Raw genomic sequence first — 6,094 nt, 5'->3', positions numbered from 1 at the left:
TGGAACATCATCAAAACTTACTTCTTCTTCAATTGGTTGTTCGACTACTTCTTCAGCAACTGGTTCATTTGATGTTACAACTTCTTCTTGAATTGGTTGTTCAACTACTTCTTCAACAACTGGTTCTTCTTTAGCCACATCGTTATGGTTAAGATCACTAACCAAATCATTTGAAACATTACTTGAAATAGTTTCTTCTAAAGATATGTTTTCTTTGATTTCATTATTTATCAAATGTTCATTATTAGCATTTAAAATGATTTTATCAGCTGGTAATGATTCTACAACTTCATTAATTTTGCTTTCTTTTACAACTTCTTGTTTTGATAAATCATTAACTATGCTTTCATTATTTACAAAAGTATTTTTATCAATACTATCAGGTTTTAATTCTGAAGCATTTAAAGTTGAGTTAGGTAAAACTTTATTATCCAATTTGGATTCATCATAATTTAAATTAACTCTAGTTGGTTCAAATTTTTCTAATTCAACTTTTGGTATATCTAAGACAAAATCTTCTTTTTGAGGTGGAACATTATCAATTTTTTCTTTTTTAGTAATTTTGTCATTTTCAACCAATTTAACTTCTACTGAAGGTTGGTAGTCATCTTTTGAAGCATTTTCTTTTGGTAAAAATGCAAATGAATTCGCATCATTAACTGAAACATTTTCATTTAAAGATTCATGTTGATGGTGGTGATGGTGATGATGTTCACTAAAATCATTTTTTAAGTGAGGGGTCTCATTTATTTCTCTTAAATCATGTTTTCTGGTAACAAAAAACTCTTCTTCAGTTTTTTGACTATCAAGACTTTTATTAAGTTTAGCATAATGATCTAATACATATTTATCAGCAGTTGGATCAGGAATTCAATTTAATTTTTGGTCAAAAACGCCATCTCAAATTCAAACTCCATCTTCTCTATGACCATAATTTGGATTATCAACTAAACGTTTTCAAAACAAAGTGTCATTTTTTGTATCTTGATTTATCAAACCATTATGCAATGTAGGTAATGTTGGCATTTCACCAGCATTTTTGTAAGGATGTCAATTAGCAAATCGATCAAAATAGCCTAGTCAATGTCAAACTCGATTGTTATAAAAACCATACTTTGTTTGACCAACTAATGGTTCTCAAAATCTTTGAGAGGGATTAGATTTAGATTCTTCTAATAGTTTCTTAAATTTTTTTTCCTCTAACAGTTGATTTAATTCTTTATTATCAAAACCTAAAAAATTATCTGTTGGCTGAACAAATTCTTCTAAATTATTTTCTTTTTTAAAATTATTTGCTAAGACAGATTCTTCTAAATTTGTTTTATTTTTTTCAATTTGTTTTTGATCAGTGATTTCAATTTCTGATGTTAAACTTGAATATTCATTAGCATTGTCTAAAGAAAATTCTGATAAATTATTTGTTACATTATGATTTAATTTAGACTTTTCATTAAAAAGTGTTTGTTTGTTTAAAAACTTTTTTTTAGCAAGATAATCTTCGCTATGAAATTTATCTTCCAAAACATCAATTGTTTCAGATGGTTCTAGATATTCTTCTTCAATTTCATCTTCAGCTTCTTTTGTGTTAGAAGTAATTTGCTTTAGATCACCTTTAAATAATTTATCATGTAACTTATTAATAATTTCTTGCTGTTGAAGAACTTGTTTTTGTTGACTAACCAAAATATTATTTTGCATAACCATTTGGTTTTGAAAAGTATTCATCATCTTGCCAACTTGTGAAACAATGTTTGCTAATTCAGTCAACTCACTTTTTGGTTGTTGAACAACTAAACCATTTGGATTAACCTGATTATTCGCCATCATTTGTTGTTGCATCAAAAATGAATTAGGTTGATGATACATATTAAAAGCAAATGGATTCATTGCATTATTCATCATCAATTGCTGTTGTAAAAAATTATTTTGTTGGGCCATTAAAAATGCACGATATTGCATCATTTGTAATTGATTAGCCAATTGCAATTGTTGATTGAGTTGTTGGGGAGTGTGTGAATTATTGCTATTATTGTTAACATTGTTATTGCTAGAATTTTGAGCAAAATTATCACTAGGTTTTTTTGTATTAAAGTTTTGATTCATGTCATCAATCTCACTGTTAAAAAAAGGTACAAATTCAAACGAAACTGGGATGTTTATCGGAAAACTTGGAACATTATTTAATTTTTTAAAATGTTTTTCATAATCATTTTCAAAAATTTCACGTGTATAGTCAATCAAACTATTCTCATTAGAAGTTGAATTATTATTTAGTTTCAACTTATTTGAAGAACCAGATTCATATTCAACATTTGAAACAGATTTCTGATTGTTTTTTTTGGACTTATTACTAATAAACATAAAAATAAGTTTTGTAACATCATTCCTGTTAAGTTTTTAATAAGCAAATATACTGTTTATAAACAAAACTATGATAGTATTACCTCAATTTAATCAACTAAATCATACTTTTGATATCTAAACAACACACTTTTTATTAATTATAATATGAATAACTAAAGTTTTATAAAATTGTTTATATTTCAATTAGTGCATGTCTAATATTTAAAATTTACTTTTAACTACAAATTAAAACAATATAAAAATGTTCTTTTATAAACAACAAATTGTTACAAAAGAACATTCTATGAAATTATAATTGGAAATTATTAGAGTTAAAACTAATTAACCTAGAACCTCAACAACAGTTCCAGCACCTACAGTGCGACCACCTTCACGAATACTAAACTTACTACCTTTTTCACAAGCAATTGGTGAAATTAATTCAACAGTAATTTCAGTATTATCACCAGGCATTACCATTTCAGTTCCTTCCTTCAATTTAATTGAACCAGTAACATCAGTTGTACGGAAATAAAATTGAGGACGGTAACCATTTAAAAATGCAGTGTGACGTCCGCCTTCTTCTTTTTTCAATGCATAAATTTCAGCACGGAATTTAGTATGAGGCGTAATTGAACCAGGTTTTGCTAGAACTTGACCACGTTGTACTTGAGAACGATCAACTCCGCGAAGTAAAATACCAGCATTATCTCCAGCTCGAGCTTCATCTAATTCTTTTCTAAACATTTCAATTCCTGTAACAACAGATTTAAATGTATCTCCTAATCCAATAATTTCAACTTCATCATTAAGATGTAAAGTACCACGTTCTACACGTCCAGTAACAACAGTTCCACGACCAGTGATGGTCATAACATCTTCAATCGGTAATAAGAATGGTTTATCAGTGTCACGAACAGGATCAGGAATTGTTTCGTCAACAGCTTTCATTAATTCTTTAATTTTTTCTTCTCATTGAGCTTCACCATTTAAAGCTCCAAGAGCAGAACCATGAATAATTGGGGTATTGTCACCATCAAATCCATAAGATTTTAATAGATCTTTAACTTCTTCTGCAACTAATTCTTGCATTTCAGGATCAGAAGCAACATCACATTTATTTAAAAACACAACCATTTTTGGAACACCAACTTGACGAGCTAACAAAATGTGTTCGCGAGTTTGTGGCATTGGACCATCAGTTGCAGAAACAACTAAAATAGCACCATCCATTTGAGCTGCTCCAGTGATCATATTCTTAACATAGTCAGCATGACCAGGACAATCAACATGAGCATAATGTCTAATTGCAGTTTCATATTCAACATGAGCTGTGTTAATGGTAATTCCACGAGCTTTTTCTTCGGGAGCTTTATCAATTTCATCATAACGCATCGCCTTAGAATTACCTTCTTTAGCTAAAACTGTACAAATCGCAGCAGTTAAAGTTGTTTTACCATGGTCAATATGACCAATTGTACCAATGTTAACATGGGGTTTAGATCGGTCAAATTTTTCTTTTGCCATAATCTTTAAAATCTCCTCAAAACAAACTTACATGAATAACTATAGTTTGTTAATCAAATGCAAGTCTTTTAAAATGTTAAAAATTTATTAATTGTAAAGTAATTATATTATATAAATGTTTAATTTTTATCAAAAATTAATATAAAGTTATTTTCATTGTGATTTAGGCAAAATAAAAGAAAATTCTGTTTTAAAATTTTGGTCTAAATTACTAGAAAAACCTATGTTTGTTGATCCATTAAAACTTATTTTTATAGCATTTTCATGAACATTTTCAATTTTAAATTTTATTTGATCAGCAAAAGTATACTGAATTGAATCAATTGCTACACTTGTAGTATCATCAAATCAAAATAATTGAGTGTAATAATTTAATGTATTTTCTTTTTCAAATTGAATTTGATTTGTAAACGATATGTTAATGGGCAAGTTAAAAATTCTAGGTTCAATAATTTTATTAATAGAATTTCAATTTTTATATACATTATCACTTGTGTTATAGAAATTAATTATATTAGTTTGCAAAATTTGTGGAATTATCATTCATCGATTTGCATTTCCTATTTCAATGCAATATCCCGAATTAGATTGATATACCTTATCTATTTCATTTTTAAAATTTTTTAGTAAATATTGTTTTACTTTGTTGTAAATAGAACCATCTTGTTTAATAAAAATGGTATTTGTTCTGTTGATATCCAAATTAGGATTATCATTGATATTTTTAGATAAATTAATGCAATTGAAACTTTTTGATTTCAGTTGTCATTGAGGTAAATCATTGAAAAGCAATAAAATTTTAAAATTTAATACATTTTTAAAATCATTGGCAAAAATACCATCATTACTTATTGCAATTAATAACTTATCATTATTATTAATTTGAAAATATTTTTCTCCAATTTTTGTTAAATAATCATTTTTAACCAATAAATTATCAACAAAGTAAGAACGATCATTTTTATTTCAATAATTTGCAACACCAATATAATAAGATGGATAATGTAATTTTAATTCTGCTTCATTTACGTATGACTTATCTAGCAAAAAGTTTTTTGCATCTTCTAATGTTGGAATTAAAACACTTTGCGTTTTTGGGTATGCTTGAGCAAAAGTTAAAAGATTGTCATTTATTCACATCTTTTGTTGACTATCATACTTTTTATTTTGATAAGTAGCATTAGAAATAGTAAATTCAATAGAATCATTAGACAAATTTGTAGTAAGTGAAAAATTCATTCCTTCTTTAACAAGATCTTGTAATTCACCTATTAGTAAATAATTTTGATCAAAAACTAAAGCAGATGATAAGTATTTATTGATTCAATCATCTGAAGAAATTGCCTTAATTACTACATCCTTATCTTGTGATGAATTGATAGGCATAAGATTTTCAAATCAATTATTCAAATTAAGAACAATTTTTGATAGTTTTATAGATTTATTATTTTGATCAATTTTATTAAAACCACCAACTGTGATCTTTTCATTTAATATTTGTTGTTTTTTATAAGTTCCTGATAAATTTAATACTAATTCACCTGTGCTTGTTTTAGAGTCATTTTGAATTTCAACTGATAGATTTTTAAAATCTGGTACTTTTTTTAAAATGTTATTTAAACTTTCATTAGTCAATGATGGTAAATATGTTGTAGATTTAAAATTAAATAAATCAACAATTTCTTTATAGCTAGAAGAATCTAACTGAGAATTAACTAATTGTCCACCAGTAGAGTCAATAGTTTCTGGTAATTCCTTAATATTAAAAATTTTAATATTTTGTGACAATGGTATAACTTGAACCTTATTATCTTTGTATCATCTATTTGCCAAAACAGTTAGTTCTATAGTCAAAAAATTATTTCCGCTTTTTGCACTATTAAAACTAACCTTAATATCGTTTGCATTAGATATTAATTCTGTTTCTCCATTAATGAATTTAGAAAGATGATTAAGAATAAACTGAATTAAATTATCTGAAGAATATTTTGCATAAATTTCTAATTCATTCATTTCGTTTCAATTCAAATCAATAGCATTAATTTCATTTTTTATGGAAGTATCAGAATGAATTGTTGTGTTAACTACTGGAATATCATTGACTGAATTTTTGTTAGGGTTATCTTCTGAACACGACACTAAACAAAAAGTAGGAATTAATAAAACAACTAAACTTAAACTGCTAAATAAAAAAATCTTTTTTTTCATACTATTTATACCAATT

3 protein-coding genes are annotated in these 6,094 nt (G+C 26.6%); all 3 read right to left on the bottom strand.

Going from position 1 to position 6,094, the window contains the following annotated elements:
• Positions 1 to 2,361: EAGR box-containing protein (locus tag T383_RS0102330; protein ID WP_033160077.1), on the bottom strand; the 2,361-nt coding region annotated here is incomplete at its 3' end.
• Positions 2,362 to 2,685: 324 nt separating this feature from the next.
• Positions 2,686 to 3,870, bottom strand: a complete 1,185-nt coding sequence (gene tuf / locus T383_RS0102325; RefSeq protein WP_033160076.1) for an elongation factor Tu — start codon at positions 3,868 to 3,870, stop codon at positions 2,686 to 2,688.
• A 147-nt stretch (positions 3,871 to 4,017) separates the two neighbouring features.
• Positions 4,018 to 6,078: a hypothetical protein gene (locus T383_RS0102320; RefSeq protein ID WP_033160075.1), complete on the bottom strand. Its 2,061-nt coding sequence runs from the start codon at positions 6,076 to 6,078 to the stop codon at positions 4,018 to 4,020.
• Between the last annotated feature and the right edge of the window lie 16 nt (positions 6,079 to 6,094).

Origin of the sequence: Mycoplasmoides alvi ATCC 29626, from assembly GCF_000701785.1 — a bacterium.
Lineage (GTDB): Bacteria > Bacillota_I > Bacilli_A > Mycoplasmatales > Mycoplasmoidaceae > Mycoplasmoides > Mycoplasmoides alvi.
Note: the sequence above shows the minus strand (reverse complement) of the source record. Positions and strands in the feature narration are given on the sequence as shown.